Genomic DNA, 25,550 nt, shown 5'->3' on the forward strand with positions numbered 1-25,550 from the left:
AGGCGTTAACAGCCAAATTTTTTGAAAAACTTTTTAAGGTGTATGGAATCCAGCGTCAACACTTAAAGACCAATGTTTGGTGTGATGGGTAACGTTATGACACAAAAAGTTCTTGCCACCTACGCTGAGAAAACATCAGGGATAACCATACTGCGACAGCGCTCCTACCGTGTGGCGCCCTCTTTACTGAATAGTTTCCGTTATGCATGGGCGGGAGTGGTCTATGCCTTTCAAACTCAGCGCAATTTTCGGATTCACACCGCAGTTGGTCTTAGCGCGATCGCCCTCAGTGGTTTGCTAAAACTTCCCCCCGTTGAGGTGGCAGTGATTTTGCTCACGATTGGTGTTGTCATGGGGCTAGAGCTGCTGAATACGGCTCTTGAAGCGGTGGTGGATCTCACCGTTGGTAAGCAATATCATGATCTCGCTCGCATTGCCAAGGATTGTGCCGCTGGTGCGGTTCTGCTCAGCGCGATCGCAGCGGTGGGGGTGGCGATGGCCTTAATTGTGCCGCCCTTGGTTTATCCGATTGTGGGAACGTTGCTATAAACTTGTCATCCAATCAGGAGGGGCTAAACATTAAAGCGGAAGAGCATCACATCCCCCTCCTGCACAACATAATCTTTACCTTCACTGCGGACTAGGCCTTTTTCCTTAGCCACCGTCATGGACTGACAGGCCACTAGGTCTGCGTAGCTCACCGTCTCAGCGCGAATAAAACCCCGCTCAAAGTCACTGTGAATAACGCCTGCGGCTTGGGGGGCTTTGGCACCCGCTGGAATCGTCCAGGCTCGAGTTTCCTTAGGCCCTGTAGTAAAAAAGGTTTGCAGACCCAGCAACTTGTAGGTTGAGCGAATCAGCGATCGCAAGCCCCCTTCAGTGACCCCCAAGCTAGCAAGATATTCAGCGCGATCGCCCTCGGGCAAATCCACAAGTTCAGCCTCCACCTGAGCAGAGACAATCACCACCTCCGCCCCCTCCTGCTGGGCAATCTCCTGAACCGCCGCTGTCCATTCATTGCCAGTGGCCAAATCCTGCTCAGCCACATTAGCGGCATAGATCACGGGCTTACGGGTGAGCAATCCCAGAAAGCGAATGGCGGCTTCTTCGTCCTCCGTCAGTTGACACAGACGAGCAGGCTGTCCCTCATTGAGCACGCCAAGGAGCTTTTCAAGAGCCGTGAGTTCAATCTGTGCCTCTTTTTGCGATCGCGCTGCCTTACGGGTACGTTCAATCCGTTTTTCAATTTGCGCTAAATCCGCAAGGGCAAGTTCTAAGTTAATGACCGCAATATCCTCGACAGGATTGACGCGACCTGCCACGTGGACAATATCCTCATCTTCAAAGCAGCGCACCACGTGCACAATGGCATCCACCTCGCGAATATTGGCCAAGAACTGGTTGCCCAATCCTTCCCCTTTGCTGGCTCCCTTCACCAAACCCGCAATATCCACAAACTCTACCCGTGTCGGCACGATCTGCGCTGATTGGGAAATTTTTGCCAATACATCCAGCCGTTCATCGGGGACGGCCACCACACCGACATTGGGTTCAATCGTACAAAACGGAAAATTGGCCGCCTCGGCCTTGGCATTGGCCACAAGGGCATTAAACAGCGTTGATTTGCCCACATTCGGTAGGCCGACAATTCCCGCGCGTAACATCAGACCCTACAACCTCATTCTCAAGGAAAGACTTTTCCCAAACATGACACCCAAAAATGGGAATGTTAATTTTTAATAACACTCCAACTTATCAGAAATTCCAGCCCTAGGCAACTACGGGCACACTCAAAACCGCTGTCAGAGAAGAATCGGCAGCAAAAATAAAAGAGGCAACCCTTGATGAGTGCCTCTAAGTGCTATATCCCTAAATGCAAGGCTCTAGGGATTCACTGCCCTAGGCATCAAAGTAGAGGGTGAATTCATAGGGGTGAGGACGCAGGGACATGGGAATCACTTCTGTGTCCAGCTTGTACTGAATCCAGTTGAGGATAAAGTCTTCGCTAAAGACACCGCCCGCTGTGAGGAAGCTATGATCCTTTTGCAGGTTTTCCAGAGCCGCCATCAGTGAACCGGGGGTGGAGGGAATTTTGGCCAGTTCTTCGGGGCTGAGGTCATAGATATCAACATCCAAGGGGCTACCCGGATCAATTTGATTCTTGATGCCATCAATGCCCGCACACAGCATCGCCGCAAAGGCAAGGTAGGGGTTACTGGTGGCATCGGGGCAACGAAACTCTAGGCGCTTCGCTTTGGGATTGGCACCAGTGAGAGGAATCCGCACAGAGGCAGAGCGGTTGCCTTGGGAATAGGCAAGGTTCACGGGGGCTTCAAAGCCGGGAACCAGTCGTTTGTAGGAGTTCGTTGTCGGGTTGGTAAAGGCCAACAGCGCTGGGGCGTGTTTGAGAAGACCCCCAATATACCAAAGTGCAATTTGGCTCAAATTGGCGTAGCCCTCACCCCAAAACAGCGGTTGACCATCTTTCCAAATCGACTGGTGAGTGTGCATCCCCGAACCGTTGTCGTTGAAGACGGGCTTGGGCATAAAGGTTGCCACTTTACCGTGCTTGCGGGCAACGTTCTTGACGCAGTACTTATAGGTCATCAGCCAGTCGGCAGCTTGAATGAGAGTGCCAAAGCGGAAACCCAACTCGCACTGACCTCCTGTGGCCACTTCGTGGTGATGTTTTTCAATGGGTACACCGCACTTGGCCATCGTCAAGAGCATTTCTGTGCGCAGGTCTTGCAGCGTATCTGTGGGCGCAACGGGGAAGTAGCCCTCTTTGCCACGGATTTTGTAGCCGAGGTTGCCCCCTTCTTCTTCACGGCCAGTGTTCCAAAGACCTTCAATACTATCAACGTAGTAGTAGCCAGACTTTTGGTTTTGGTCGTAGCGAACGTCATCGAAAACAAAGAACTCGGCTTCGGGGCCAAAGTAGGCCGTATCGCCAATGCCGGTGGCTTTTAGGTACTCAATGGCACGGGTGGCAATGGAGCGCGGGCAGCGATCGTAGAGTTCTCCGGTGCGTGGATCTTTGATGGTGCAAATCATGCTCAGGGTGGGTTCTTTCATGAAGGGGTCTTCCCACGCCGTATCCGGATCCGGCACCATCACCATGTCGGATTCGTTGATCGCTTTCCAACCGCGAATACTGGAGCCGTCGAAGGGCACACCCTCGGTAAATGAACTTTCGTCAATTTGGCTCTTGTGAACCGTCAGGTGTTGCCACGTGCCGGGCATGTCAATAAATTTCAAGTCGATTAGCTCGTACTTGCTGTTGATCAAATTCAAGATTTCTTGGGGCGTTGCCATGTATAGGTTACTCCTTCTGTATTGGGCGCACCGCAGCGACAATCTATGGTAGAAAGTTGCCCCAGTTAATTTTTGTATCGGAGGCTACCAAAATTTCGGTGTTTGCTCCCTAGCGGGAGGTAGCAAGGCGCTGTTTGGGATATAACAGGGGCATGATCAGTAATCCCAAGCCCAGTCCCGCGATCGCCCCAAAGGGAAAGACAATCCAATTGGAATAGCCCCAGACGCCATAGTGTTGCAGTGCCCACTCAAGGGGATAAAACAGCATTAACAACACCGCCACTAAAAAGCCCCCCAGACCATACTGCGGCAGCCAGTACCACTCGCGGGCAGTGGTGGAACGCTCAATCCACCAACGGGTGAGGAGAACCCCCAGAAGGGTGCCATAGCAGCGCATACACACCGCCATTTTCCAAGGGGGAGCGAGCATCAAGCCCATTTCTGGCTGCGGACATACATGATTGCCCATCGTGTAGATAATGTGGGCAATTTTAGGCAAGAAAAGAAAATGACTAGCGGCCAAGAAAGGCGCAAACAAAGGACCTAGAATCAGTGCCGCCAGAATGACATCAGGCCATAGGGGAAAAAGCGATCGCCACCGCACCATTGGATGTTAGAAATGATACAAAATGATAAACAACCCCCTAGAATTTAACAAATTGTTCACAGCAAGGGCAATCAGTGATTGGGCAGAGCGGCGAGATAGAGATGATCCCTCCACACAGGAATGCTGCTTAATCTTGTCCTCAACCACTCTGCTACGTCATTAAGAAGCTTAGGAGGCTAAGGCCGCCTTGGTCACAGTTGTCAGTGAGGCTGTGTTCTTAACCGTCTCTAAGCGCGGTGAATTCCCCATGAGGGAGGCAGCAAAGAGTTGCCGGTACAGTTGCCCCATCTGGAGGGCGATCGCTTCCCAGTTGAAGAGGGCTTGCACCCGCTCGCGGCCATTTTCCCCAAGGGTACGCGCCCAAGCTGGATTAGCCAAGATACGCTGAATGGCCTTGGCCAAGGCGGTGGCATCCTGAGGCGGCACCAGTAGCCCTGTTTCCTCGGGAATCACCGTGAATTGCAGGCCCCCAACCGCAGAGGCAATCACCGGCGTGCCACAGGCCATCGCTTCAATGGCCACCAAGCCAAAGGGTTCATAGTAGCTGGGCACAACGCAGACATTGGCAGCACTGTAGTAAACCGCCAAGCGCTCATGGTCAATTTGCCCGACAAAGGTCACGCGATCGCCCAAGTTGTACTCCTGCACTAATCCTTCAATGCGCCGCCGTTCGGCACCATCACTGCGCTGCGGATCACTCCCCCCCACAAGCAGTAACCGCCCTTGGGGCACTTGAGCCATCGCTGCCACCAGCGTTTCAATCCCTTTGCGGCGATCAAAGCGACCCACATAGAGCACAATCGGCTCATCGGCAGGCAAATTCAGTTGGGCACGGGCATCGGCCACGGGGTAAAAGAGATGCAAATTCGTGCCACAGGGAATCAGACGTGTTTGCCCTGCCTTGGAGACCCAACGCCGTAGGTAGGCTTCCTCTTGGGGGCTAGTCACAATCACACAGTCGGCATTTTCAAGGATGGCTTTTTCCACCATGAGGCGGGTTTCATCCCGTTGGGCTTGCTCGGAAGCCACTTGATATTTGACAACCCCCAAGGAATGGTAGGTGTGCAGCCATTGGAAATTCAACTCCTGACGCAACTGCCAACCCACCCAGCCAGAGAGCCAGTAATTGGTGTGGATCAGGGGATAGCCATATTTGGCATGGTAAGCCTTGAAGGCTTCGACAAACTTCGGCAAGGTCTCAAAGAGTTTCTCACGCGGAATATAGGTCAGAGGGCCTGCCTCGAGGCGAATGGTGCGACAGTGGGGGCTATGTTCAATGACATCGGGGTCATCGGGATGGATTTTGCGGGTAAACATATCCACGTGCCACCCGGCTGCCGCGAGGGCTTCCCCCAATTGCCGTACATAGATATTTTGGCCGCCAGCGGATTCATGGCCGACATCAGCGGCGGGATCCCCATGCACAGAAATCAAGGCAATGGGTTGACGGGCAGGCACCTGCGGTTGGGGCATGGCAAACGCCCGAGGAAGTGTATTTTTTGCTGTACGGGTTGATAATGCTTGCATAAATACACCTTTTGAATAACGGTCAAAGAAACACTTTTGCACAGGGTTCAGGGATACACCTAACTGGCCAGCAGTTCAATCGTCCCCCTACGATGTCCATTATGGACAAAGGTGTCGGCGAGAACGGTATCATAGACTGCTTCATACTCGCTCACCATCCGTTCAACACTGAACCGCTGCCAAACATAGTCTCGACAGGCCATGCGATCCAGTTGCGGCACTTGGGCAACAGCCGCCACACATTCGTCAACGGAGTGACACAGAAAACCGGTTTTGCCGTGCTCAATCACTTCAGGCGCTGCCCCCTTGGCGATCGCTACCACTGGCGTACCGGCTGCCATGGACTCAATCATCACTAGGCCAAAGGGTTCCTGCCACGTAATCGGAAAGAGCATGGCGATCGCTCCACCTAGGAGAGCATTCTTGGTTGGATGATCTGCTTCGCCGATAAATTGGATCAATTCACCATCAATGTGGGGTTCAATCAATTCCTTGAAGTAGTCGCGATCGACCCGATCCACTTTGCCGGCCATCCGCAGGGGGATGCCCACTCGCTTAGCAATTTCAATGGCATGGTGAGGGCCTTTTTCCGGGGAGAGCCGTCCCAAGAAGGCCAAATAGGGTGGATCGCTGGGCTGGGAATAGAAGTGATGGGTTTCCACGGCAATGGCGTTATAGACCGTGGCAATGTAGTTCAAATCCCGTAGTTGCCGCTGGGAATAGGAAATACTGACATAGTTTTGGTTGCGATATTGGCTGAAAATGCGCTCATTATCCGTCGTAAAGCGACCATGGAGCGTGTGAACAACGGGTGTTTTCACCAGACTGGCGTAGGGTAAAGCCGTATAGCCCACATGGGAATGGATGACATCAAATTCATTGGCACGACTAAAGACTTCTCCCAGTTGCAGAGCTTCATAGACGGCATATTCCTGCACATTGGGATCGAGGCGAATGGCGTGGGGATAGGTAGAAACCAATTTGGCTTGGGTAATGGAATCGCCACTGGCAAACAGCGTGACCTCGTGCCCTCGCTTGACTAACTCTTCTGTGAGCAGACTCACCACCAACTCCACACCCCCGTAGGCTGGCGGCGGTACCCGTTCCCACAGGGGAGCGATTTGAGCAATGCGCATACAAGCCTCCTCGAACAATACGGTTGGTCACCGCTGCCTTGATGCTAATCGCGCGATTGACTCAGCAGCATGGCTGCCTCAACGGTACGCAATCTCACTGAAAAAGACCAAGGGGGTAAATCCCTACCTGAAACTTCGGGAATCCGTACTATTATTTGTTATTGTCGCTACATTTTGGCAGTATAAATCAAGATATAATCTTGGGTTTGGCTTGAAGCTTTCGAGATAGAACTCACTTTTTCCAGTGAGAGAAAAGGCTCTCGTCTAAACACCCCACTGATCGCTATTCTATGAGCAGGTGCTGCCCCTTTCACGTTTTCTCAAATTTTAGTCGCAATCGTTCATGGATATTCAACTGATTCAACTCTTTGTTAACGGATTGGCGGTGGGCAGTATTATTGCCCTCGCAGCAGTGGGTTTGACGCTCACATTTGGGATTTTGCGCCTGCCCAATTTTGCCCACGGCGACTTTATGACGGCGGGAGCCTACCTAACGCTGGTGGCTAATGCAACAGGACTGGATATTTGGCTCTCAATGGCGATCGGTGGCTTGGGAACGGCAGGGTTGATGCTCCTGAGTGAGAAGCTCCTGTGGCAGCCGATGCGCGATCGCCGCGCAACCTCAACAACTCTGATTATTATTTCCATTGGTCTTTCATTTCTGCTGCGCAATGCCGTGATTCTCATCTGGGGCAGTGAAAACCAAACCTATCGGCTGCCAGTGATGCCTGCCCTTGATTTTTGGGGCGTGAAAATTATTTACTCGAAGGTGATTGTCATGATTTTGGCGGTGGTGGCGATCGCCACTGTGCATTTGATCCTGCAACGCACCAAGGTGGGCAAAGCTATGCGAGCCGTAGCCGATGATCTCGACTTGGCGCGGGTTTCGGGGATTGATGTCGAGTGGGTGGTGCTGTGTACTTGGCTCTTGGCGGGGGTGCTCACGGGGGTGGCCGGGGGTCTCTATGGCCTGATTACCGCTGTGCGGCCAACGATGGGCTGGTTTTTGATCTTGCCCCTGTTTGCCAGTGTAATTCTCGGTGGCATTGGCAATCCCTATGGGGCGATCGCTGGCGCCCTGATTATTGGCGTGGCTCAGGAGATGAGTACCCTGATGATTCCTTCTGAATACAAGCTGGCCGTTGCCCTAGTGATCATGATGGCGGTGCTTTTAGTACGTCCCCAAGGGCTATTTCGTGGCACGCTCAGTTAGTGTTCTTAGGAGAAGTCCCCTGAACCTTTACACCCTTGAAGCCCTTGTGGCTACCATCAATGTTGCGCCCCAAGACTGGCGCCCTTTGGTGTTTACCAATGGCTGTTTTGACCTGATCCATGCGGGTCATGTCCGCTATCTGGCAGCAGCCCGTGCCCTAGGCAAACGCTTGGTGGTGGGCTTGAATAGCGATCGCTCCGTGGCAACTCTAAAGCCAAAACGGCCAATTATTCCCGAACAGCAGCGGGCAGAGGTGCTTGCTAGTTTACGATCAGTAGATGCGGTGGTGCTATTTAGCGATCGCACTGCCACGAGCCTGATCGAGGTTCTCCAACCGGAGATCTACGTCAAGGGGGGCGATTACCAACTGGAGACCCTACCGGAAGCGGCGGCTGTGCAGCGCTATGGTGGTCGCATTGAACTCATTCAAGTAGAGGTTCCCAGTTCGACAACGGCGATCGTCCAACGCATTTTAGAGTTGCATGGGGAGGAGTCACCGGGCGCATGGTCACCACAGAACCAGCCTTAGCCGATTTACGGGAGCAGTTGTACAACGGCAACGAAAAATCCCAACTGGCCGCCATGAGCACCCTGAGTACGGCAGGCAGTGAAGGCTATCACCTCTTGCAGGAATTCCTCAAAGACAGTGCCACCTTTTCCCCCCCACCCGCCCCTTGGATCCGCGGTCAGGCCTATCGTCTCCTATTCCACAGCCCAGAAGCCTCTGTGCAAGCCTTTTTGCAACAACACTATCCCCAAGGGGTGATCCCGCTGCGCTCCGATCGCGGGGTGGACTATCAGGAACTGGCTGAACTCCTGGTGGCCGAAAAATTTGAAGCCGCCGATCGCCTAACCAGCCAAAAGCTCTGTGAACTGGCGGGTCCTTTGGCACAAAAACGCCGCTGGCTCTACTTTACGGAGGTGGAGCAATTCCCGATTGTGGATTTACAAACCATTGATCAATTGTGGCTCGCCTTTTCCTTGGGTCGCTTTGGCTATTCGGTGCAACGGCAACTGTGGCTAGGCTGCGGTCAAAACTGGGATCGGCTGTGGGAGAAAATTGGCTGGCGGCAGGGCAAGCGGTGGCCGCGCTATCCGAATGAATTTATCTGGGACTTGAGTGCCCCGCGCGGACATTTACCCCTGACCAATCAACTGCGGGGCGTACAGGTGATCAACGCCCTGCTCAATCATCCCGCTTGGACAGCCTAGAATGGGGGTAACGACTGTAGTGAGGTGGTAGAGATGAACAGGAAGGTACAGCGATTCATGGTGGCGATCGCCTTGATTATTGGCATCAGTGGCACAGTCATTCCACCCCAAGTCGTGGCTCAAACCAGTGGCGGCCTATTGACCGCTGAGCAAATGAAAAAACTCAATCTCAGTGTTGAGCAAAAACAGGCCGTACTGCGCCTCACCCTGCGCACCAACGATCGCATCCTCAAGATCCTTGATCGCGACCAGCAGCGCATCTTTCGCAATGCCATCAAACAGGGGAAATCTACCGGTGAAGCCATGGACGCCGTTTCGTTGCGCCCTGATCAAAAGACACAACTCTCGAAGGTGATGCAGGATACCCGCGTCGAAATGCTGACAATTCTCACCCCTGAGCAAGTGAAGCAACTGCAAGGATCTCGCTAGCGTTATGAACGTTTTTGTCCTCTGTACCGGTCGCTGCGGTTCGGTCACGTTTGCCAAAGCTTGCACCTTCATCACCAATTTCAGCAGTGCCCATGAGTCGCGGACATTCCTGCTCGGTGAGGCACGTTTGGCCTACCCCGATCGCCACATTGAATTTGGATAATCCCCTTTCTTAGTTTTTGGGACGACTCGATCAAACCTATGGCGATCGCGCCTACTACGTTCACCTGCAGCGGGATGACCTCAGTGTTGCCCGCAGCTACCGCCAGCGCTATGGCATCTGGATGATGAAAGCATACCGCGAGGGCATCTTGCTCAACTTGCCAGCCAATGCTGACCCCTTAGAGGTGTGTTTGGACGATTGCCATACGGTGAATAGCAACATTGAACTCTTTCTGTGGGACAAAACCCACAAAATGACGATTGATTTAGCGGACATTCAAACCGCTTTTCCTCAGTTTTGGGAATGGATTGGTGCTGAAGGGGATCTAGAGGCTGCCCCAGGTTGTTTTCAAACAAAGCATAATGCGGCTCACTTTATTCCAGCTACCGCCATTGATAGCCTAGTACGGTCAGTGCGACGGCTCCTACCTCAGCCGCCCATTCAAAACACCTTAAAGTAGAAAATCCTCGGCTGGCTGCTGCGGGACTACAATCGGTAAAACCTGTTCGAGATTGCCATCGGGACGGGCAATAATCTGATGGGAAATGACCTCATGGCCACTGAGCGATCGCGCTGCTCGAACTGCTGCATTCACGTCCGCCACCGTTCCCCGAATCACCACTGTCCAATAGCCCGCACCAATTCCCTCACAACTGACAAGGGTAACCTGAGCCGCTTTGACCAAGGTATCGGCCACAGCAAGGGCTGCCGGGTACCCCAAGACCTGCACCATGCCCACCGCTTCTGCTGCCATTGCCATTCCCCCTTCCACGTCTCCCATATTTTAGAAAAGGGCTGTGCTTAAGCTAAAGGAAGAGTGACCTAATTTCCTAAAGGTGGAGTAGATTCGATGCAGACCATAGGGGCGATCGCTGAGCTAGAGGCGGCTCTTGCCAACAATGGCATTTCTGCCCAACAAGCCCTCACCCTTTTGACAGCCGCTCTTCCCTTAGCCGCAAGCAGTGATCCTCAAGGACCATTGCCCCCCCTCCTCAGGGCACTACAAACCGCGAGCGATCGCCTGCGCCAACAACAGGTAGGCGACACCGTCACCTATGTGATCAACCGCAACATCAACTTCACGAATATCTGCGAGCAACACTGTGGCTTTTGTGCCTTTCGTCGCGATGCCACCGCTGCCGATGCCTACTGGCTCGACATTGACACGATCCTGAGCAAAGTGGCTGATGCAGTTGCCCAAGGGGCGACAGAAATCTGTATGCAGGGGGGACTCAATCCAGCCGCTAAAGAATGTGGCTCCAGTTTGCGCTATTACCAATCCCTCGTGCGGGACATTAAAACGGCCTTTCCTGAAATCCATCTCCACGCCTTTTCGCCCCAAGAAATTCAATTCATTGCCCGCGAGGATGGCCTCTCCTATGCCCAAGTGATTGATGTTCTGCATCAGACTGGGGTGGACTCCATGCCCGGTACCGCTGCGGAGGTGTTGGTGGATCGGGTGCGCTCAAAAATCTGTCCTGAGAAAATAAACACCGCGACATGGCTAGAGATTGTTGAAACCGCCCATCGTTTCGGGGTATGGACAACCAGCACAATGCTCTGCGGCCACATTGAAACGCCAGCGGATCAGGTGGCTCACCTACAACACCTACAGCAACTTCAGCAAAAGGCCTTAGAACACGACTATCCCGCGCGAATTACCGAGTTTATTCTGCTGCCCTATGTGGGGGAACTTGCCCCCAAGGCAATGCGACAATGGGTAGGACACCACCAACCGCAGTTATTACCGACATTGGTGCTAACGGCAGTGGCGCGGCTCTTTTTGGGGCAGTGGATTGCCAACCATCAACCCAGTTGGGTCAAACTTGGCCTTGAGGGTGCGACAATGGCACTGAATTGGGGCTGTAATGATTTGGGGGGAACGCTGATGGAAGAACACATTACCTCAGTGGCTGGAGCGCAGGGGGGCACGGGCGTTAGTCCAGCAGATCTGGTGGCCGCAATTTGCTCCTTAGGGCGAACCCCATGTCAGCGCACCACACTTTACCATCCCGTTGGAGAGTTGTGATGACCACGGAATCTCAGCCTTCAGTTCAGTCTCCCCGTCGGTTCCGCCCTTGGCTAGTGGGTGGTGTTGCCGTGGTTATTGTCGGGGCAGCCGCCGCTGCGGGGGTCTTCCTGTGGCAACGGTTTAGTCAACGTCCGATCGCGCCCGGAATGGCGATCGCCCCCAATAGTGCCCTATTGACCCTCACCTTACCCACGGATCCCAAGCCTTGGGAAGCCCTTGCCAAAAGTGGCCTGTTACAAGCCCAACCCTGGTTGAACCCCAGCTATGATCCGCTCTCGCCAGAGGGGGTGAATCTAGCGCAACTGGATTACCTCAAGGATGTGCGCCCCTTTATTGGTGACCAAGCCACAGTGGTCTTGTTGCCCATTACCCCAGAGTCCGTCAGAGAATCGCCGGTGCCGCCCCACGTTTGGATTGTGCCGACCCTAAATGTACCGATGGGGGAGCAACTGCTGCAAAGCGTCATTGGCGAGCCGATCACAGAAATCAACGGCGTGAAAATCTTCAAGGCCAAGGGGATTCTCCCTGACCCCGATAGCGGTGCGATCGCCCTTGTTGCGCATGAGAATCAGGCCTACATCATTTGGAGTCAGCACCAGAGCGCCCTGCAACAAGTCATTGCCACCGCCCAAGCCAACAACGGCATTGGCAGCCAGCCCACCTATCAACAGGCAGTGAAAGGGTTATCGGATCATCGCCCTTTGGTGGAACTCTATTTGAACCTACCCGCCTTTTTAGCCAGTCAGATGGCCGCCCCTGAAGGAAGTCTGCCTGAACCCCCGCGGGAACTGCAAGGGATGGTGCTCACCGCAGACATGACCCCTGAGCAAATCGAATTGGAGGCGGTGACTTGGCGCCCTGAGCAGAATCAAGCCTTGGTCAGTGAAGGTCAAAGCCGTGAACTTAGTCGTCTTGTGCCTGAAACGACCCTTGCTTTTTACGGTACAGGCTCCTTTAAGAATTTATGGCAGAATACCCCCGCCTCAGTGAAAGAGACGATCGCCAGCACGGTTAAAGATCTCACTGGCCTTGATTGGCAACAGGCCTTTGTGCCTTGGATGGATGGCGAATTTGCTGCTGCCTTTGTGCCCGTTCCCGCCCTAGGCAATGCCCCTAGTTTGCTCTTTCTCAGTCAGACCAGTGATCGCCCCCAAGCCAGTCAAACCCTGAGCCAGCTCGATAGCCAAATTCGCGATCGCCTGCGGTGGCAAGTACAACAAACGGCAACAGAACCGCAACCGATCACCACTTGGCGTATTCCCCCAGGTTTGCCGGTGGGGCAGCATGGTTGGCTGAATGACCAGACCCTCTTTTTGGGACTCGGCCCTTTGACGGATATGAGTACCCGCCCTGAGCGCTCCCTTGCCGACTCTCCCCTCTATCGTGCGGTGCTGCCCCAGCCCAAGGACACGCAGTTCTACCTGAATTTGAGTCACCTTGGGTCACTGCAAAATAACTTGCTCTTGCCTGAACTAGCACCTGAAGTGGCGCGATCGCTCCAACCCTTTGCTGCTCTAGGCATCACCAGTCAGGTGCGGGATAATCGGTTTACCCACTACATCGCTCGAATCCGCCTAAAACCCCTCTCACCACCGTAGGTTCAGCCAAAACTGGGGGAACCCTAAAACTAGACGCAGATTTGCTACTGAAGGACGTGACTGAATTACTGTGGAACCAGATGCTCTACTGAAACAATATAGCGTGGGCGATCGCGACTTTGCGGGGGTACGCTTGCGCCGCGCTAACCTGAGTCGGTATATTTTGACGGGCATTGACCTTTCCCGTGCCGATCTCACCGATGCTGCCCTACAAAGTACCAACCTGCAAGGGGCTGATTTGCGGGGAGCCATTCTTACGGGCGTCAATCTCAGTCAGGCGGATTTGCGGGGGGCGGATCTGCGGGGTGTGATTTTAATTAGCGCCGATCTGCGCTGGGTGTCGTTGCGCAAGGCCAACCTAACGGGGGCGGATCTCAGCCGTGCCAACCTTGCCAATGCCGACCTCAGTGAAGCCAACCTCACCGGTGCCCAACTGAGTGAAGCCATTTTGCGGGATGCCAACCTGACGCTCACGGATCTCACCCTTGCTGAGCTAGAACGTGCCAACCTCACCCGTGCCAACTTAACGGAAGCCTACCTGCGGGGCGCTGATTTGGCAGATGCCGTCTTGCGAGAAAGTCAACTGGTGCAGGCCAATTTACGCGGTGCCAATCTCAGTGCCACCAATTTGTACCAAGCCAATTTAGAGCGAGCCGTCCTGATTGGAGCCAATCTGCGCCGTGCTCACCTTGAGGAAGCTTATCTGCGGGAAGTGGCCTTCAAAGAAGCCAACTTGCGCCATGCCTGTTTGGACAAAGCCAACCTTGTGGGTGCCGATTTACGGGGAGTGAGCCTTGCCCAAGCACTGTTGCGGGGCGCCAATCTCAGCTCTGCCATTCTCATTGGGGCGAATTTAATGGGAGCCAATCTCAGTGGTGCCGATCTGCGGGGAGCCAATCTCATTGAAGCGATTCTTACCGGTGCCAGCCTCAATGGCGTTGATCTCAGTGCTGTGGATATGAGCGAGGCGATTTTGCCGGATGGCTATCTCTCGGAATAGCCTCAAGGGAAGACCGCTGCTGGTGTAGATTAGAAGATCGGTGATTTTGAGACAGGCATGGCAACCACGTATCGCATTGCTGTTTTGGCCGGGGATGGTATTGGTCCAGAAATTACGGCTGTTGCCCTCGATGTGTTACAGGCGATCGCCCCTCGCTTTGAATTGGCCTTTGACTTTATTCCTGCCCTTGTGGGCGGCTCTGCCATTGATGCTGTGGGGGAACCCTTGCCAGCAGCAACGCTGGAAACCTGTCGGCAAAGTGATGCCGTGCTTTTAGCCGCCATTGGCGGAACGCAGTGGGATAGCTTACCCCGTCATCTGCGCCCGGAGACGGGATTACTTGCCCTTCGCGCTGGTCTGGGTTTATTTGCTAACTTACGCCCCGCCAAGATTTTTCCGCAACTGCTCCATGCCTCGTCCCTCAAGCCGGAAGTGATTGCCGGCGTGGATCTCATGGTGGTGCGCGAACTGACTGGCGGCATTTACTTTGGTCAACCGCGCGGTATTTTCACCACGGAAACGGGTGAGCAGCGGGGGGTGAATACGATGGCCTACACCGCCACGGAAATTGACCGCATTGGCCGCGTGGCCTTTGAAACGGCTCGCAAACGGCAGGGCAAACTCTGCTCCGTGGATAAAGCCAATGTCCTTGAAGTTTCCCAACTGTGGCGCGATCGCCTGACTGCGCTTAGCGCTGAATATCCCGATGTGGAACTCACCCACCTCTATGTGGACAATGCCGCAATGCAACTGGTGCGCGCCCCGAAACAGTTTGACACGATTGTCACCAGTAACCTATTTGGCGATATTCTCTCCGATATTGCTGCCATGCTCACCGGCAGTATTGGTATGCTCCCCTCCGCTAGCCTAGGGGAATCCGGGCCGGGTCTGTTTGAACCGGTTCATGGCTCGGCGCCCGACATTGCCGGCCAAGACAAAGCGAATCCCTTGGCAATGGTGCTCAGTGCGGCCATGATGCTGCGTTATCGCCTCAACCAACCAGCAGCAGCGCAAGCGATCGAAGAAGCGATTACTGCTGTTTTAGATCAAGGCTACCGCACTGGCGATTTAATGGCTGAGGGCTGTACGCTGGTGGGCTGTCGCGAAATGGGCAACCTCTTGATTAAAGAATTATCCCAATAGGCTCCTACTCCTCTGCTAGTAATCTTCAACTACTAACCCCTAGCTATTGCTCCCCTAACATTTCCCACCTTCTTTGATTGGCGAGTGCCTCTGCTAGGATGTTAGGAGCTTTTGGTGATCTTGGTAATGCGAAGATTATCCCAACTGGAGAGGCTTGTTGAGCCTTTTCTCTGGTATTTCCGTCTTTTTGTCATTATTCCCGTCATTTTTAGCCTACTCAGTACCTTTGCTCTATTTATTCTCGGCAGTCATGAAATTCTTTTAGGGCTGGGCATCCAATTTCGCAATTATGGGGATTCCACAATTTATATCAAAACCCTTGGCTACATCATCACGGGTATTGATTTGTATTTAATTGGCATTATTTTGTTGCTGTTTGCCCTCGGTATCTATGAACTGTTTATTTCTAAAATTGATGCGGGTCTGGCTCGCGATCGCGCCACTGATGTTTCCCTGATGCAGGCTCAAAGTTTAGATCAGCTTAAGGATAAACTGCTAAAAACAATCGTCATGGCTCTGGTGGTGACTTTCTTTAAGCAACTGATTGCCTTCAATGTCAAAACGCCCCTTGACTTACTATATCTGGCCACCGCAATTCTGATTATTGCCATCAGCACCTACTTGATGTACCGCGTCAGTTCAGAAGCCCATCACTAGATGCTTAGGGTCTCCAAGAAATGGTGTTTCTAAGTAGCATGAATCTGCGCCAACAGGGCATCCACCTGCTCAATACTCAGGGGTTGCGAGAAATAATAGCCCTGGGCATAGTCACAGCCCAGTTCCCGCAGTCGCGTCACTTGATAGGGATGCTCCACCCCTTCAGCAATCACTTCGAGTTCCAATCCCTTGGCAAGGCTGACAATGGCATCAATCACAAGGGGTTTTTGCTCGGTTTCAGTGATCAGCTTCACAAAGCTGCGATCTATTTTGAGGATGTCAATGGGAAGATTGGTCAAGTAGCACAGGGAAGAATAACCCGTGCCAAAGTCATCGAGGCTGAGCTTGATGTCTTGAGCCTTGAGTTTAAGTAAGATGTCGCGCACCTGATCGGGCTGATCAATGCCTACACTTTCGGTCATTTCGAGGTGCAGGCAATGGGGGGGAATCTGGGTCTGTTCCAGGGCCGCCAACACCTGTTCGGCTAGGGCAGGGTGCATCAGTTGCCGATTCGATAAATTCACATTCACAGACAACTGACACTGGGGAAATTGCTCGTGCCAGTGCTGAAGATCGCGGCAAGCCCGCCAGATCACCCAATCGCCAATAGGCAAAATGAGTCCCGTTTCCTCAGCAAGGGGAATGAAGCGATCGGGCAGTAATAAACCTTGGGTGGGATGTTGCCAGCGAATCAGGGCTTCAAAACCGTAGAGACGATTATCACTAAGACGATAGATGGGCTGATAAAAGAGGGTAAATTCATCCCGCTCAATAGCTTGGCGCAAGCCGACTTCAAGAGAAAGGCGATCGCGCGCCATCAAATGCATTTCTTCACTAAAGACTTGATAGCGATTGCCCCCCGCCAACTTGGCACGATACATGGCAATATCGGCATTGCGCAAGTAGTTTTCTGCTTTTTCAATGTGGGGCGATCGCGTGGCCACGCCGATACTCACCCGCAGCGTAATTGGTTGATCTTTGACCATAAAGGGTTTATCGAGTTCACAGCGAATGCGATCGCACACCCCCAAAGCATCGTTGTTGTCACGAATATCATCCAGCAAAATCACAAACTCATCGCTGCCAATGCGAGCAACCGTGTCATCAGGGCGGACAATGCGGCTGAGGCGATTGGCCAACTCAATCAAAATCAAGTCACCACAAGTGTGGCCAAGGCTGTCGTTAATGACCTTGAACCGATCAATGTCAATGAACAAAATGGCAAACTTGTAGTCGGGACGACGCCGACCATGGCGAGCCGCTTGTTCAATGCGATCAAAAAGCAGCGTGCGATTGGCTAGCCCCGTCAGCGAGTCATGGAGGGCATCATGGAGCAACTGTGCCTCGGCAAGGCGATGTTCCGTCAAATCGGTCAGAGAACCCGCAACCCGCGTGGCATTCCCGTAGGCATCCCGCAAAACCAGCCCCCGTGCCAACGCCCAGCGATAAGAGCCATTGCAATGTTGAATGCGAAACTCTTGGTGGAAATGGGGGAGTTGGCCGCGCACATGGAGCATTAAATTCAATTTGACCCGCTCGACATCTTGGGGGTGTATCCGCTTGAGCCAATCGTCAATGTGGTTGCCAATTTCGTGATCCTGATAGCCGAGAATACTTTTCCAGCGCGAGGAATAAAATGTCTCATTGGTCGTCAGATTCCAGTCCCAGATGCCATCATTGATGCCACGGGTGAGCAGTGCATAGCGATCGCTGGTTTCCAGCAACGCTGCTTGGGTCAACTTTATATCGGTGATGTTGTAGCCGCAGATCAACCCTGCCCCATTGGGAAAGCGCACAAAGGCCCAGATCATCTCTAGGACTTGGCCATCCGCCCCATGGATAGGCACTTCTTGCCAACCGCTAGGAGTATGAACCATCCAATAACGAACTTGCCGCTGGGTCTCTGGATCGGGAAAACACTGGCTCAAAAAATCCCGCGAGAGCAAGTCCCCCGTATCCCAGCCCAACTGGGTCGTCACCTCTTGGTTAATGGAGTAAATCTGCCCTTCATTGTCATAGAACAGGATCAGCAGAGGTAAACGGGCACAAACACTCCGCAGCAGCTCATAGGGATCCGCGCTTGCTGGAAAATCAAAACCATAGCCCGCCTGCCCACCCATGATTGGATGACCAAATTGAGGAAATAAAAAGGAGGAATTGTGCTCCATGATCCTATCCTAGCTTTGGCGTTTGGGAAATAACAGCTGGAACCAGCCAATGGCACTAGAAAGACCCCTTCCCTTTGGAGCCTCTTGCGACATTTTCCTTGCCAACCCCGCAGATTTTTGTATTTTCTAACCTAAGGGCCTAAGCAGTAACTGATTGTTGCCCCACCTCTGGTGAGAGGTATTTTAGTCCCAAAATCCAGAAAATCTGCTGGGTAATCGCCTCATATTGCTCAGCAGACAGCAGCTCTTTTTTCTGGTGCAGAAGAATCAGCCGACTCAACTGTTCGGTGGCGGTTGCCAACTCCTCAGCCTCGGGATAAAGACTCTCCAGTACAGCGCCCAGATCCACTTCTGCCGTAGCCACCTGTGCTGCCCCTTCAGCAATCACAGGCTTGAGCATTGGTTCATATTGGCGCAGTAGACGCCGTAGGTAATAAACCTGGGAAATGGATAGGTGCAGCATAATTACTTAGCGCTTGCTTTGCTAAAGGAAAAATAGAAAAATTAGAAAAATTTTGGCTTCATTCAAAACCTACCACGCGCTTCGGGGAAAAGGGGTTACTTAGGCTACACTATCTTAGGGAATGTTCTAAATTTTTCTTTAATTTCTTGCTGCTTTTTTATTGATTAGACTCGTCCTTTGCTCTTATCTTTACAATTCATTAACATTTTTTATAGTCAATCCCTAGGGTCTCCTAGGCTTTTTTGCGGCCATTGAGGGGTCGTTGCAACGAAACTATTTGCAGAACGATAACGGCAAGGCGGTTGGTTTTTTTCAGCCTAGTGCACAAAAAAGCCCACAATCACTAAGGGAATGAAAAGACCAAGGGCAACAATGAGCAGTAAATTTTCTGGCTCGACGTTAATGATCGTGGGTTGATTACGTTTCTTTTGGGGGTTTGGATCGGTCATGGCAGGATACCCGATGGATACCCCTAGCCTAACAAACGCTGTCGCAGCCCTTGCGAATGTTAATCGCTCGAAAGAATCGGCTATGATACTCTCAGGTGCCTAAATAAGCGGGGATCCCTATGCAGTGTCCCTATTGCCACCATACGGATAGTCGGGTTCTAGAGTCTCGATCGGCAGAGGGGGGGCAAAGTATTCGGCGGCGTCGAGAGTGCCTCCAATGTAGCCGTCGCTTCACCACCTATGAGCGGATTGAGTACGTTCCCATTACGGTCATTAAACGCAATGGCGATCGCGAGTCCTTTGATCGCTCCAAATTGCTACGGGGGATCATGACCGCCTGTGGCAAAACCAACATTCCCCAACAAAAAATTGAAGCCCTCGTAGATGATATTGAGGCGGATTTGCAGTTGCGATCGCGCCGCGAAGTCACTAGCGCCGAATTGGGGGAAGCGGCACTCCAGCGGCTGCGTCATCTTAGCGAAGTGGCCTATGTCCGTTTTGCCTCGGTCTATCGTCAGTTCCAAGGGATTAGTGATTTTGTTGCGGAATTAGCCCATCTCCAAGAGACCCCTGCCTCTCCAGAGTTGGTGACGCTCTCCCAGTCCTAGAGGGATTTCATGGGTAGATCGGCATTCATCGTGTCAATGAGCCGTTGCTCCTCATCATTGATCTGGGCAATGTAGTGGTCAAAAATTTGCGCTAAACGGGGTTCATAGAAGCGGTGCAGGCTGTAGTTGGGAGTGGCCGGAAAGCCTCGCCGTTTTTTATGGCGTCCGCCAGCACCGGGATCAAAGCGCTGAATGCCGTTGGCGATCGCCCATTCAATGGGTTCGTAGTAACAGGCATTGAAGTGCAGGCAATCAATCTCCTGGGCACTGCCCCAATAGCGACCGTAGAGATTGGCTCCCTTGGTAATACAAAAGGACATGGCAATGGGACGCTGCGCGCCACTCCTAGGATAGGCAGCAAAAAGAACGACTCGATGGCGATAGCGATCGCTGAGGGCTTCAAAAAACTGCCGTGTTAGATACTTGCTGCCCCACCAGCCAAATTTGTCGCAGGTATCGGCATAGAAATCGTACATTTGGCGCAATAGGCTGCGGCTGACCTCATCCCCCCGATGAACCCGAAACGTGAGATCCGCTTGAGCCACGGCCTTGCGTTCGCGCTTGATGTTGCGGCGTTGGTTGGCATTGAAGTCCGCGAGATAGTCGTCGAAGGTCTGATAGTTGCGATTTTGCCAGATGTAACTGTGGTGGAGCCACGCACGATAACCGTAGGCTTCGACAGCGGGCTGCCATTGGGGATCGACGTAGAGAAAGTGACAACTGGAAAAGCGGTGGCGCTGGCAGAGGCGATCAATTTCATGGAGCATCACTTTGGTCATTCTGACCTCATCCACCCCCTCGGCCATGAGAAAGCGATAGCCCACCGCCGGCGTAAAGGGCGCCATCCCCAGCAGCTTCGGATAATAGCGAATGCCCAACCGCGCCGCCAGCTCTGCCCATTGGTGATCAAAGACAAATTCCCCTTGACTGTGGCCTTTGACATAGAGGGGAGCGGCAGCGACCAGTTCCCGCTGACCTTGGCGATCGCGCCAAACCAAGAGATGATGGGGGAGCCAACCGGTTTGCAGCGTTGCACTGCCAGAGGCTTCAATTTGGTGCAGCCATTCCCATTCAAAGAAGGGGGTTTCTAGGGGCAACGCAAGAGCATCCCACTGGTCTTGGGGAACGCTGGCGATCGCATTCACCCACTGAATCGTTAGCTCCGGTGCCAGTGCCGCTGCAAACTCTGCCATACCCCTCAGGGAAACTGCGTCTCTGTTGTACTATAGCAAGTGCTTTAGATAAAGACACTGCCATCGGGCATTAATGCCTGCTCCAAGCAAGCCTCCAGCAACAGGGCACTACTGAGATCAGCACGCATTAGGTTGGCTTGACGTAAATTGGCACCCTTGAGATTCGTGCGGGCTAGGTAGGCATCAATGAGGCGAGCTTCTTGCAAATCCGCCCCGGTGAGATCCGTACGCCGCAAATCCGCCTTATTCAAAACCGCTTCCCGCAAGTTCACCCCTTGAGCTTGGGCATCATCAAGCCGCGCCTCAGAGAGAATCGCTTGACTTAAATCCGCTTGCGTGAGAATCGCTCCCCGCAGGTCTGCTTGAGCCAGCCGCGACTGCCGTAAGTTGCTTCCCACCAGATTCGCCTCATAGAGAATGGCACGGGTGAGAATTGCCCCCTGAAGATTGGTATTTTCTAAATTCGCTTGGGTCAGGTTGGCGCCATTGAGGTTGGCCTCTTTAAGATGCGCCCCCTTGAGGTTCACCCGCGATAGATCTGCCCCTGCCAAATTCGTTCCTTGGAGATCTACCTGATGCAGATCTGCACCCACCAGACTTGCCCCCTCCTGATAGTTCTCTTTGCGAAAGTTAGCACTGCGCAGACAGGAGCCAGCCAAAACCGTATGGCTTAAATTCACCTGTCGCAAGTCACTACTCAGGAAGTTGCAGTCGCGAAAAACGGCCAATGTGAGATCTGCTCCCTGCAAATTGGCGCGATCAAAAACGCAACCATGACATTGGGCATCACGAAAATGGCTATCGTTAAAAACTGCTTGGGTAAAGTTGCATCCCTCCAAGCGGGCGCCCGTCAAGAGGGCATAGCTAAAGTCAGCACGACCAAAATGACAAAACTGGAAATGCACCCCCTGTAAACTGGTACCGCGCAGATCGATGCCAATCAAATCGGCACCCACGAGACTTACGCCCGCCAAATTCACACTTTGAAAATTGGTTTCGCCCTTGGCATAGCGAGCGAGCAACTCTTCAGCGTCCATGGCAATCTAACGTAGGGAGCAGTGCGCTAGGGATGTCTGTCCTTAACATTGCCAGCCACCGTGCTGAAGGCCGTAGTGTTCCAGAATCTTCTCACATCGTGCTTGGGCATCTCGGTCAAGCGTGGGGGGCACAGCCACGGCAATGCCTTCAATTTGACTCAATTCGTAGTCAAAGCGGGAACAGGTTTGGGGCAACAGCCGCACAGAAACCCCATCGAGTAACTGCAAGTGGGCAGCCAGCTCACGATAGACCGCCAGTGGCATCCGCGGATTGTAGTACACCCGTTCACTCATGGGGCTGGGTCGGGGGAGTGGGTAAGGCACAACAATTGACATCATTCAAGCAAACTTTACCCCAGGCTAAAGCCCAGCGCACAAGTGCCACACGATTTTCTGATTTTGTTTTCATCAGAATATTACTGATATGGTTATCTACCGTACGCTTGCTGATGTCTAGTTTGGCGGCAATGTCTTGGTTGGTTAGCCCCGCCGCCACAAGCTCCAACACCTGTAGCTCACGCTCCGACAGCAGTGAATACTCCAACCGGTCGTCTTGCGGTATAGACATCCCTAAATCCGTATAATTACTTAGACCCTTATATTCATTGTAGTTGACGATTTCTCTCCTTGCTGCTCTTTTAGCCCAAAACCACACGATTCCCTTACACACGCCCGGCCATCAACGGGGTCGAGGCACGGAGCCGCTGTTGCGTGCCCTTTGGGGAATGGCCTTAGCCCAAGATTTAAGTGAGTTGCCCGGCCTTGATAATTTGGCGCAGCCAACAGGAGTGCTGGCAGAGGCACAGGCGGCGGTAGCGGCGACGGCGGGGAGCGATCGCGCTTGGTTTTTGGTGAATGGTGCCACCAGTGGTCTTTTAGCCGCACTTCTAGCCACGGTAGGGCCGGGCGATCGCGTTCTCGTGGGGCGCAATGTCCACCGCTCAGTGATTGCGGGACTGGTGTTAACGGGGGCGAAGCCCGTCTATTTGGGAGTCGCCGTTGATCCCCAGTGGGGGCTGCCGTTGCCCGTTACCCGTGATGTGGTTGCCGCCGGCTTGGCTGCCTATCCCGATACCAAGGCGGTTGTGCTTGTCAGTCCCACCTATGAAGGCCTTTGCTCACCCTTGGTCGAGATTGCTCAGTGCGTCCATGACCACGGTTTGCCCCTCATTGTCGATGAAGCCCACGGCAGTCATTTTGCCTATCATCCCGCCTTGCCGGTAGCCGCTTTGGCCGCAGGCGCAGATGTGGTGGTGCAGTCGTGGCACAAAACCCTCGGCACGTTAACCCAAACGGCAGTGCTGCATCTGAAGGGGGAGCGGGTGTCCCCTGAGCGCTTGAGTCAAGCCCTGAACCTCGTGCAAACCACCAGTCCCAGCTATTGGTTTTTGGCAGCCCTTGAGCGGGCGGGGGTGCAGATGGCTGAGCAGGGAGAGCAAATCTACGCGCGACTTCTCCAGTGGGTTAAGACCTCTGAATGGCCTTTACCGCGCTGGCAGCCCACAGGTATCCCTCAGGATCCGCTGCGATTGACCCTAGGGACTTGGCCGATCGGTCTGACGGGGTTTGCCCTGGATGAGCTGTTGCAACCGCAGATCATTGCTGAATTTCCCAGCGGGCGATCGCTCACCTTTTGCCTTGGCCTCGGTACCAGCCAAATAATGCTCGAAATCTTGGCCGATCGCCTAAAAAGTGTTTGCGCCGAATACTGTTACCATGCCCCTCTGCCACCACTGGCCATCCCACCAATCCCTAACCGCCAAGAACCCGCACTCTCACCACGGGATGCCTACTTTTGCCCACAGGCATCGGTTCCCCTCAAGGCGGCCTTAAATGAGATTAGCGCTGAGACCCTCTCCCCCTACCCACCGGGAATTCCCGCTGTTATCGCCGGCGAACGGATCACTGCATCAGTGATTGAAACCTTGCAAACCCTCCAAGAGCTGGGGGCAGAGATCGTGGGGGCTACCGATCCTACGCTACAAACCCTAAGAATCTGTAGGGTCTAGTCTTCCCAGTCCTCCTCTTCAATGAGATGGCTCACCAAATGCTGTTCCAAGAGGGGTTGCAGGTGTTGAAAGTCTTGGGGAGAGAGGAGTTCAGGTTCTTGACCGGGGACAAGGCGAGCCACATAAAGGGTGGGACTCAGGGGCGTATAAACGCTGTATTCCCGTGTACCGCAAAAGAAGCTACTGCCCAGAGGTTGATACTCCTCAATGTCATCATCGGCTTCCACCTCAACCGTGAGAATCTCATCTTCATCCAGATCCGGCAGTTCACCCGCTACGGTGAGGGTTAGTGCAGTGCGCTTGAGGGTGAGGTTTTGTTCTTCAAGGATGGCACGGGCTGTATCAAAGACCGCATCAATTTCCTGCTCCTCTAGGGGCACCAAGATTTCTTCCTCGTCGTTTTCGGCCACGACCGCAAAAATTTCTACGGGGTAGTCCACTGGCCGCAGCAGCGCATAGGTTTCCCCTTGCACCTTCAGACGAAACTCGATGTAGCAGTCGAGGAAGCGACCATCATCATCGTAAAGGCGGAGTTGCTCCATCTCCTCCTCGAAGTCTTCCTCCTCCCAAGGCTGCTCATTACTATTTTGCTGGTTTTGATAGTTTGAACCCATGCTGCTTCGGTAAAAAGATTCCCTATGGCATTGGAGCATACCATGCAGTGGGTCGCCGTGGGGCAGCCTTGGTTAATTTTTCTACAAAAACTTAAAATTAAGGGGGATCTAAGCCGGCAAATAGGGCGGCAACCACCTGTGCTGCCTTCTGATCGAGCTTGTGCCAGTCCACCTCCCCAGCAGGGTCAAAGAGGCTGAGGTCAGCTTGCACCTCCCCCACCTGAAAGTCATGGATGCCGTTGTAGTCCAGTTCTGGGGTGTACTGCTGAAAACAAATTTGGTAGCACAGCTCCCACAGGTTCACCCGCTCTTGGCGATCGCCCTGACGTAAGTGCAGCCAGTAGAGAATTTGTGGTTCGGCTTCACCACAGGGAATCTCAACGGTTTCATAGGTGCCCTGCCAAGGGGAAGTTTCTAGCGATCGCCGCAGATGATCAAGCAGGCGAATCAGTGCCGGTTGAATCAGTTGTGCCGCTGCATACCAAGGATGATCCGTGTTGGCCGTCATGAGACTAAGCGAGAGGTTTTTTGACATTGTAGGCTTCGTGGGAGAGCACACTGCGGGGTTCAATGCGATCGCCCGTGTCATAGCAGATGAGGCGATAGTTATAGCTCAGGGGAATACTAATAATTCGGCGATCGTGATTCAGGCGCTTGCCCTTGAACTGGCGATAGTCGGCTCCTGCAAGGAGTTCTGCAATCACTTGGCGGGCTTTGAGGACAATCCACTTCGGCAACCCTTGGAGATCCACCACATCGTTGGCAAAGGAAGCCTCCCATTCCTGCCGTGCCAAGCGTGCTTGTTCCTGTGCCAGTCGTGCTTGTTCCTGTTCTGCTACCTCTAGAGCTTTTGCTTGGATCAACTGAGCGCAGTAGTGGCAAACCTGACCATAGCCTTGGTGGCCGCAGGGAAATTTTTTCCGACGACGTGGCATAGGGCGTTCTCAAAAAAAGCAAAACAGGGCAGAGAGTTATAC

At 53.2% G+C, this 25,550-nt stretch carries 30 protein-coding genes; 14 read left to right on the top strand and 16 right to left on the bottom strand.

Annotation, left to right across the window (positions count from 1 at the left end; all coding sequences use genetic code 11):
* The first annotated feature begins 96 nt into the window (after window positions 1–96).
* A complete protein-coding gene (locus M0644_RS05980) occupies window positions 97–549 on the top strand; it encodes a diacylglycerol kinase family protein (protein WP_286627031.1) in 453 nt (150 codons plus the stop codon).
* Window positions 550–572: 23 nt separating this feature from the next.
* Here M0644_RS05980 and ychF read toward each other — a convergent pair whose 3' ends face one another.
* The 5 genes from ychF to M0644_RS06005 all read right to left on the bottom strand — a co-directional run bounded on the left by ychF (window position 573) and on the right by M0644_RS06005 (window position 6,585).
* The gene (gene ychF / locus M0644_RS05985; protein ID WP_286627033.1) at window positions 573–1,664 is read right to left on the bottom strand and encodes a redox-regulated ATPase YchF; all 1,092 of its coding nucleotides are present in this window, start codon (window positions 1,662–1,664) and stop codon (window positions 573–575) included.
* 235 nt (window positions 1,665–1,899) lie between these two features.
* Window positions 1,900–3,315: a type I glutamate--ammonia ligase gene (gene glnA, locus M0644_RS05990; RefSeq protein WP_286627034.1), complete on the bottom strand. Its 1,416-nt coding sequence runs from the start codon at window positions 3,313–3,315 to the stop codon at window positions 1,900–1,902.
* Between the two features lie 109 nt (window positions 3,316–3,424).
* Window positions 3,425–3,922: a DUF2085 domain-containing protein gene (locus tag M0644_RS05995; RefSeq protein ID WP_149819059.1), complete on the bottom strand. Its 498-nt coding sequence runs from the start codon at window positions 3,920–3,922 to the stop codon at window positions 3,425–3,427.
* Window positions 3,923–4,090: 168 nt separating this feature from the next.
* The gene (locus tag M0644_RS06000; protein ID WP_149819061.1) at window positions 4,091–5,449 is read right to left on the bottom strand and encodes a glycosyltransferase family 1 protein; all 1,359 of its coding nucleotides are present in this window, start codon (window positions 5,447–5,449) and stop codon (window positions 4,091–4,093) included.
* Window positions 5,450–5,508: 59 nt separating this feature from the next.
* Window positions 5,509–6,585 (bottom strand): glycosyltransferase family 4 protein, encoded by a 1,077-nt coding sequence (locus tag M0644_RS06005; RefSeq protein ID WP_286627037.1) that lies wholly within the window; start codon window positions 6,583–6,585, stop codon window positions 5,509–5,511.
* Window positions 6,586–6,928: 343 nt separating this feature from the next.
* Here M0644_RS06005 and M0644_RS06010 point away from each other — a divergent pair, with 343 nt between their 5' ends.
* The 6 genes from M0644_RS06010 to M0644_RS06035 are packed head-to-tail and all read left to right on the top strand — an operon-like array spanning window position 6,929 to window position 10,062.
* Window positions 6,929–7,798 (top strand): branched-chain amino acid ABC transporter permease, encoded by an 870-nt coding sequence (locus M0644_RS06010; protein ID WP_149819065.1) that lies wholly within the window; start codon window positions 6,929–6,931, stop codon window positions 7,796–7,798.
* Window positions 7,782–8,327, top strand: coding sequence for a D-glycero-beta-D-manno-heptose 1-phosphate adenylyltransferase (gene rfaE2, locus M0644_RS06015; protein ID WP_286627039.1), 546 nt, complete (start codon window positions 7,782–7,784; stop codon window positions 8,325–8,327). Before M0644_RS06010 ends, rfaE2 begins: the two co-directional genes overlap by 17 nt.
* Complete coding sequence (locus M0644_RS06020; protein ID WP_286627040.1) at window positions 8,303–9,010, top strand: GUN4 domain-containing protein; 708 nt, start codon at window positions 8,303–8,305, stop codon at window positions 9,008–9,010. Before rfaE2 ends, M0644_RS06020 begins: the two co-directional genes overlap by 25 nt.
* 33 nt (window positions 9,011–9,043) lie before the next feature.
* Complete coding sequence (locus tag M0644_RS06025) at window positions 9,044–9,439, top strand: Spy/CpxP family protein refolding chaperone (RefSeq protein ID WP_286627041.1); 396 nt, start codon at window positions 9,044–9,046, stop codon at window positions 9,437–9,439.
* A gap of 4 nt (window positions 9,440–9,443) precedes the next feature.
* Window positions 9,444–9,602 carry a hypothetical protein gene (locus M0644_RS06030; RefSeq protein ID WP_190278260.1) on the top strand — a complete coding sequence of 53 codons (159 nt, stop codon included), beginning with the start codon at window positions 9,444–9,446 and terminating at the stop codon, window positions 9,600–9,602.
* Between the two features lie 16 nt (window positions 9,603–9,618).
* Complete coding sequence (locus M0644_RS06035) at window positions 9,619–10,062, top strand: hypothetical protein (protein WP_286627042.1); 444 nt, start codon at window positions 9,619–9,621, stop codon at window positions 10,060–10,062.
* Here M0644_RS06035 and M0644_RS06040 read toward each other — a convergent pair.
* Window positions 10,054–10,383: a carbon dioxide-concentrating mechanism protein CcmK gene (locus M0644_RS06040; protein ID WP_286627044.1), complete on the bottom strand. Its 330-nt coding sequence runs from the start codon at window positions 10,381–10,383 to the stop codon at window positions 10,054–10,056. The two genes, M0644_RS06035 and M0644_RS06040, sit on opposite strands and share 9 nt — an antisense overlap.
* Window positions 10,384–10,452: 69 nt before the next feature.
* Here M0644_RS06040 and cofH point away from each other — a divergent pair, with 69 nt between their 5' ends.
* From cofH to M0644_RS06065, 5 genes are all read left to right on the top strand, one after another.
* Window positions 10,453–11,631, top strand: coding sequence for a 7,8-didemethyl-8-hydroxy-5-deazariboflavin synthase subunit CofH (gene cofH / locus M0644_RS06045; RefSeq protein ID WP_286627045.1), 1,179 nt, complete (start codon window positions 10,453–10,455; stop codon window positions 11,629–11,631).
* Complete coding sequence (locus tag M0644_RS06050; protein ID WP_286627046.1) at window positions 11,631–13,232, top strand: DUF3352 domain-containing protein; 1,602 nt, start codon at window positions 11,631–11,633, stop codon at window positions 13,230–13,232. The genes cofH and M0644_RS06050 overlap by 1 nt, the downstream gene beginning before the upstream one ends.
* Window positions 13,233–13,302: 70 nt before the next feature.
* Complete coding sequence (locus M0644_RS06055) at window positions 13,303–14,232, top strand: pentapeptide repeat-containing protein (protein WP_149819079.1); 930 nt, start codon at window positions 13,303–13,305, stop codon at window positions 14,230–14,232.
* Window positions 14,233–14,289: 57 nt separating this feature from the next.
* Window positions 14,290–15,375, top strand: a complete 1,086-nt coding sequence (leuB, locus tag M0644_RS06060) for a 3-isopropylmalate dehydrogenase (RefSeq protein WP_149819081.1) — start codon at window positions 14,290–14,292, stop codon at window positions 15,373–15,375.
* A gap of 126 nt (window positions 15,376–15,501) precedes the next feature.
* Window positions 15,502–16,032 (top strand): YqhA family protein, encoded by a 531-nt coding sequence (locus M0644_RS06065; protein WP_149819084.1) that lies wholly within the window; start codon window positions 15,502–15,504, stop codon window positions 16,030–16,032.
* Window positions 16,033–16,061: 29 nt separating this feature from the next.
* On the opposite strand, the gene M0644_RS06070 is transcribed toward M0644_RS06065, so the two are convergent.
* From M0644_RS06070 to M0644_RS06080, 3 genes are all read right to left on the bottom strand, one after another.
* Window positions 16,062–18,200, bottom strand: coding sequence for a bifunctional diguanylate cyclase/phosphodiesterase (locus M0644_RS06070; protein ID WP_286627049.1), 2,139 nt, complete (start codon window positions 18,198–18,200; stop codon window positions 16,062–16,064).
* Window positions 18,201–18,339: 139 nt separating this feature from the next.
* Window positions 18,340–18,663, bottom strand: coding sequence for a hypothetical protein (locus M0644_RS06075; RefSeq protein WP_286627050.1), 324 nt, complete (start codon window positions 18,661–18,663; stop codon window positions 18,340–18,342).
* Between the two features lie 317 nt (window positions 18,664–18,980).
* Window positions 18,981–19,112, bottom strand: coding sequence for a hypothetical protein (locus M0644_RS06080; RefSeq protein ID WP_286627052.1), 132 nt, complete (start codon window positions 19,110–19,112; stop codon window positions 18,981–18,983).
* A gap of 119 nt (window positions 19,113–19,231) precedes the next feature.
* Here M0644_RS06080 and nrdR point away from each other — a divergent pair, with 119 nt between their 5' ends.
* Window positions 19,232–19,720 carry a transcriptional regulator NrdR gene (gene nrdR / locus M0644_RS06085; RefSeq protein ID WP_149819090.1) on the top strand — a complete coding sequence of 163 codons (489 nt, stop codon included), beginning with the start codon at window positions 19,232–19,234 and terminating at the stop codon, window positions 19,718–19,720.
* On the opposite strand, the gene M0644_RS06090 is transcribed toward nrdR, so the two are convergent.
* From M0644_RS06090 to M0644_RS06105, 4 genes are read right to left on the bottom strand one after another with little or no spacing between them, the layout of a single operon-like run.
* Window positions 19,717–20,913, bottom strand: coding sequence for a GNAT family N-acetyltransferase (locus M0644_RS06090; RefSeq protein ID WP_149819092.1), 1,197 nt, complete (start codon window positions 20,911–20,913; stop codon window positions 19,717–19,719). The two genes, nrdR and M0644_RS06090, sit on opposite strands and share 4 nt — an antisense overlap.
* A gap of 44 nt (window positions 20,914–20,957) precedes the next feature.
* Window positions 20,958–21,950 carry a pentapeptide repeat-containing protein gene (locus M0644_RS06095; RefSeq protein WP_149819094.1) on the bottom strand — a complete coding sequence of 331 codons (993 nt, stop codon included), beginning with the start codon at window positions 21,948–21,950 and terminating at the stop codon, window positions 20,958–20,960.
* A 42-nt stretch (window positions 21,951–21,992) separates the two neighbouring features.
* Window positions 21,993–22,244 carry a hypothetical protein gene (locus tag M0644_RS06100; RefSeq protein WP_286627055.1) on the bottom strand — a complete coding sequence of 84 codons (252 nt, stop codon included), beginning with the start codon at window positions 22,242–22,244 and terminating at the stop codon, window positions 21,993–21,995.
* A complete protein-coding gene (locus M0644_RS06105; RefSeq protein WP_011057702.1) occupies window positions 22,237–22,518 on the bottom strand; it encodes a helix-turn-helix transcriptional regulator in 282 nt (93 codons plus the stop codon). The genes M0644_RS06100 and M0644_RS06105 overlap by 8 nt, the downstream gene beginning before the upstream one ends.
* Window positions 22,519–22,561: 43 nt before the next feature.
* Here M0644_RS06105 and M0644_RS06110 point away from each other — a divergent pair, with 43 nt between their 5' ends.
* On the top strand, window positions 22,562–23,959 hold the full coding sequence (locus M0644_RS06110) for an aminotransferase class I/II-fold pyridoxal phosphate-dependent enzyme (RefSeq protein ID WP_286627057.1): 1,398 nt from the start codon (window positions 22,562–22,564) through the stop codon (window positions 23,957–23,959).
* Here the strand turns inward: M0644_RS06110 and M0644_RS06115 are convergent.
* The 3 genes from M0644_RS06115 to M0644_RS06125 all read right to left on the bottom strand — a co-directional run bounded on the left by M0644_RS06115 (window position 23,956) and on the right by M0644_RS06125 (window position 25,508).
* Window positions 23,956–24,573 carry a DUF3727 domain-containing protein gene (locus M0644_RS06115; protein WP_149819098.1) on the bottom strand — a complete coding sequence of 206 codons (618 nt, stop codon included), beginning with the start codon at window positions 24,571–24,573 and terminating at the stop codon, window positions 23,956–23,958. The genes M0644_RS06110 and M0644_RS06115 overlap by 4 nt on opposite strands.
* 97 nt (window positions 24,574–24,670) lie before the next feature.
* Window positions 24,671–25,081: a hypothetical protein gene (locus tag M0644_RS06120; protein ID WP_286627058.1), complete on the bottom strand. Its 411-nt coding sequence runs from the start codon at window positions 25,079–25,081 to the stop codon at window positions 24,671–24,673.
* Between the two features lie 4 nt (window positions 25,082–25,085).
* Window positions 25,086–25,508: a hypothetical protein gene (locus M0644_RS06125; RefSeq protein WP_286627060.1), complete on the bottom strand. Its 423-nt coding sequence runs from the start codon at window positions 25,506–25,508 to the stop codon at window positions 25,086–25,088.
* Window positions 25,509–25,550 lie beyond the last annotated feature (42 nt).

Source organism: Thermosynechococcus sp. B1, assembly GCF_030322985.1.
Taxonomy (GTDB): Bacteria; Cyanobacteriota; Cyanobacteriia; order Thermosynechococcales; family Thermosynechococcaceae; genus Thermosynechococcus.

Excerpts from the sequence above, each read along its gene's own strand:
- M0644_RS06030 (WP_190278260.1), top strand. The coding sequence starts at position 9,444 with ATGAACGTTTTTGTCCTCTGTACCGGTCGCTGCGGTTCGGTCACGTTT.
- M0644_RS06000 (WP_149819061.1), bottom strand. The coding sequence starts at position 5,449 with ATGCAAGCATTATCAACCCGTACAGCAAAAAATACACTTCCTCGGGCG.
- M0644_RS06100 (WP_286627055.1), bottom strand. The coding sequence starts at position 22,244 with ATGAGTGAACGGGTGTACTACAATCCGCGGATGCCACTGGCGGTCTAT.
- M0644_RS06025 (WP_286627041.1), top strand. The coding sequence starts at position 9,044 with ATGAACAGGAAGGTACAGCGATTCATGGTGGCGATCGCCTTGATTATT.
- glnA (WP_286627034.1), bottom strand. The coding sequence starts at position 3,315 with ATGGCAACGCCCCAAGAAATCTTGAATTTGATCAACAGCAAGTACGAG.
- nrdR (WP_149819090.1), top strand. The coding sequence starts at position 19,232 with ATGCAGTGTCCCTATTGCCACCATACGGATAGTCGGGTTCTAGAGTCT.
- M0644_RS06115 (WP_149819098.1), bottom strand. The coding sequence starts at position 24,573 with ATGGGTTCAAACTATCAAAACCAGCAAAATAGTAATGAGCAGCCTTGG.
- M0644_RS06105 (WP_011057702.1), bottom strand. The coding sequence starts at position 22,518 with ATGTCTATACCGCAAGACGACCGGTTGGAGTATTCACTGCTGTCGGAG.
- M0644_RS06010 (WP_149819065.1), top strand. The coding sequence starts at position 6,929 with ATGGATATTCAACTGATTCAACTCTTTGTTAACGGATTGGCGGTGGGC.
- M0644_RS06095 (WP_149819094.1), bottom strand. The coding sequence starts at position 21,950 with ATGGACGCTGAAGAGTTGCTCGCTCGCTATGCCAAGGGCGAAACCAAT.
- M0644_RS06125 (WP_286627060.1), bottom strand. The coding sequence starts at position 25,508 with ATGCCACGTCGTCGGAAAAAATTTCCCTGCGGCCACCAAGGCTATGGT.
- M0644_RS06075 (WP_286627050.1), bottom strand. The coding sequence starts at position 18,663 with ATGCTGCACCTATCCATTTCCCAGGTTTATTACCTACGGCGTCTACTG.
- leuB (WP_149819081.1), top strand. The coding sequence starts at position 14,290 with ATGGCAACCACGTATCGCATTGCTGTTTTGGCCGGGGATGGTATTGGT.
- M0644_RS06080 (WP_286627052.1), bottom strand. The coding sequence starts at position 19,112 with ATGACCGATCCAAACCCCCAAAAGAAACGTAATCAACCCACGATCATT.
- M0644_RS06120 (WP_286627058.1), bottom strand. The coding sequence starts at position 25,081 with ATGACGGCCAACACGGATCATCCTTGGTATGCAGCGGCACAACTGATT.
- M0644_RS06070 (WP_286627049.1), bottom strand. The coding sequence starts at position 18,200 with ATGGAGCACAATTCCTCCTTTTTATTTCCTCAATTTGGTCATCCAATC.
- M0644_RS05980 (WP_286627031.1), top strand. The coding sequence starts at position 97 with ATGACACAAAAAGTTCTTGCCACCTACGCTGAGAAAACATCAGGGATA.
- M0644_RS06090 (WP_149819092.1), bottom strand. The coding sequence starts at position 20,913 with ATGGCAGAGTTTGCAGCGGCACTGGCACCGGAGCTAACGATTCAGTGG.
- M0644_RS06020 (WP_286627040.1), top strand. The coding sequence starts at position 8,303 with ATGGTCACCACAGAACCAGCCTTAGCCGATTTACGGGAGCAGTTGTAC.
- ychF (WP_286627033.1), bottom strand. The coding sequence starts at position 1,664 with ATGTTACGCGCGGGAATTGTCGGCCTACCGAATGTGGGCAAATCAACG.
- M0644_RS06040 (WP_286627044.1), bottom strand. The coding sequence starts at position 10,383 with ATGGGAGACGTGGAAGGGGGAATGGCAATGGCAGCAGAAGCGGTGGGC.
- M0644_RS05995 (WP_149819059.1), bottom strand. The coding sequence starts at position 3,922 with ATGGTGCGGTGGCGATCGCTTTTTCCCCTATGGCCTGATGTCATTCTG.
- M0644_RS06005 (WP_286627037.1), bottom strand. The coding sequence starts at position 6,585 with ATGCGCATTGCTCAAATCGCTCCCCTGTGGGAACGGGTACCGCCGCCA.
- cofH (WP_286627045.1), top strand. The coding sequence starts at position 10,453 with ATGCAGACCATAGGGGCGATCGCTGAGCTAGAGGCGGCTCTTGCCAAC.
- M0644_RS06050 (WP_286627046.1), top strand. The coding sequence starts at position 11,631 with ATGACCACGGAATCTCAGCCTTCAGTTCAGTCTCCCCGTCGGTTCCGC.
- M0644_RS06065 (WP_149819084.1), top strand. The coding sequence starts at position 15,502 with ATGCGAAGATTATCCCAACTGGAGAGGCTTGTTGAGCCTTTTCTCTGG.